The organism is Bradyrhizobium guangdongense, assembly GCF_006483445.1.
Taxonomy (GTDB): Bacteria; Pseudomonadota; Alphaproteobacteria; order Rhizobiales; family Xanthobacteraceae; genus Bradyrhizobium; species Bradyrhizobium guangdongense_A.
The window spans coordinates 1-1,134 of sequence record NZ_PPPT01000336.1; the positions used below are offsets into that span (position 1 = coordinate 1).

Annotated in this window: 1 protein-coding gene; it reads right to left on the reverse strand. The window is 65.0% G+C overall.

Features of this window, described 5'->3' with window-relative positions; translation table 11 throughout:
- Nucleotides 1-49: 49 nt before the first annotated feature.
- A partial coding sequence (locus C2U70_RS32615; RefSeq protein ID WP_140982883.1) for an inorganic phosphate transporter occupies nt 50-1,134 on the reverse strand: 1,085 nt, incomplete at its 5' end.

Below are 1,134 nucleotides of genomic sequence, written 5' to 3' on the forward strand. Positions count from 1 at the left end.
CCTCACCCCAACCCTCTCCCCGCAAGCGGGGAGAGGGAGAAGTGACATCTCAAAAAATCCTGGAGAACAGCACGTAGAGGCTGGCCGACAGCATGATCGCGCAGGGCAACGTCAGCACCCAGGCCATCAGCAAGTTGCGGATCGTCGACCATTGCAGGCCCGAGCCGTTGGCTGCCATGGTGCCGGCGACGCCCGACGACAGCACGTGCGTGGTCGAGACCGGTAGGCCGAACACGTCGGCGGCGCCGATCGTGGCGGCGGCGACGAGCTCTGCCGACGCGCCTTGCGCATAGGTGAGGTGGCTCTTGCCGATCTTCTCGCCGACGGTGATGACGATGCGTTTCCAGCCGATCATGGTGCCGAGCCCAAGCGCGATTGCGACTGCAATCTTCACCCAGGTCGGAATGAATTTTGTGGCGCTGTCGAGCGAGCCTTTGTAGGCGTTCAGGGTCGCGACCTCGTCCTTGCTGAGATCGTTCTCCTTGTCCTTCATCAGGAAGCGGATCGCTTCCGAGGTCAGGTACATGTCGTTGCGGGTGTTGCCGACGGCCTCCGCCGGCACCTTGTTGAGCGAGCCGTATTTGGCGACCTGCTCGCCGACGTCCTTCACCAGCACCGCGAGCGAGGGATAGGTGCCTTCGTTGATCTGACGCAGCGCGATGTATTGCGTCACCGCCGGGCGGGGATCGCCGATGATGCTGTGGCCGGCGCCCTTCGCCGCGATCACCTTGGAGGCGGCCTCAGACGTCTTCTGGAACTGCGCGATCTGGGATTCCGGCAGCGCGCGGTTGAGCGCATAGGCCGTCGGCACGGTGCCGATCAGGATCAGCATGATCAGGCCCATGCCCTTCTGGCCGTCGTTCGAGCCATGCGCAAAGCTGACGCCGGTGCAGGTCGCAATCAGCAAGCCGCGGATCCAGAGCGGCGGCGCCTTGTTGCCCTCGGGCGCCGCGTAGAGCGCCGGGTTGCGCACGAGGAACTTGAGCACGAGCAGCAGCACCGCGGCGCAGATGAAGCCGAACAGCGGCGACAGCAGGAGCGCATAGCCGATCTCGGTTGCCTTGCTCCAGTCCACGCCGGAGGTGCCGTCGCGGCCGCGCATGACGGCATTGGCGATGCCGACGCCGATGATCG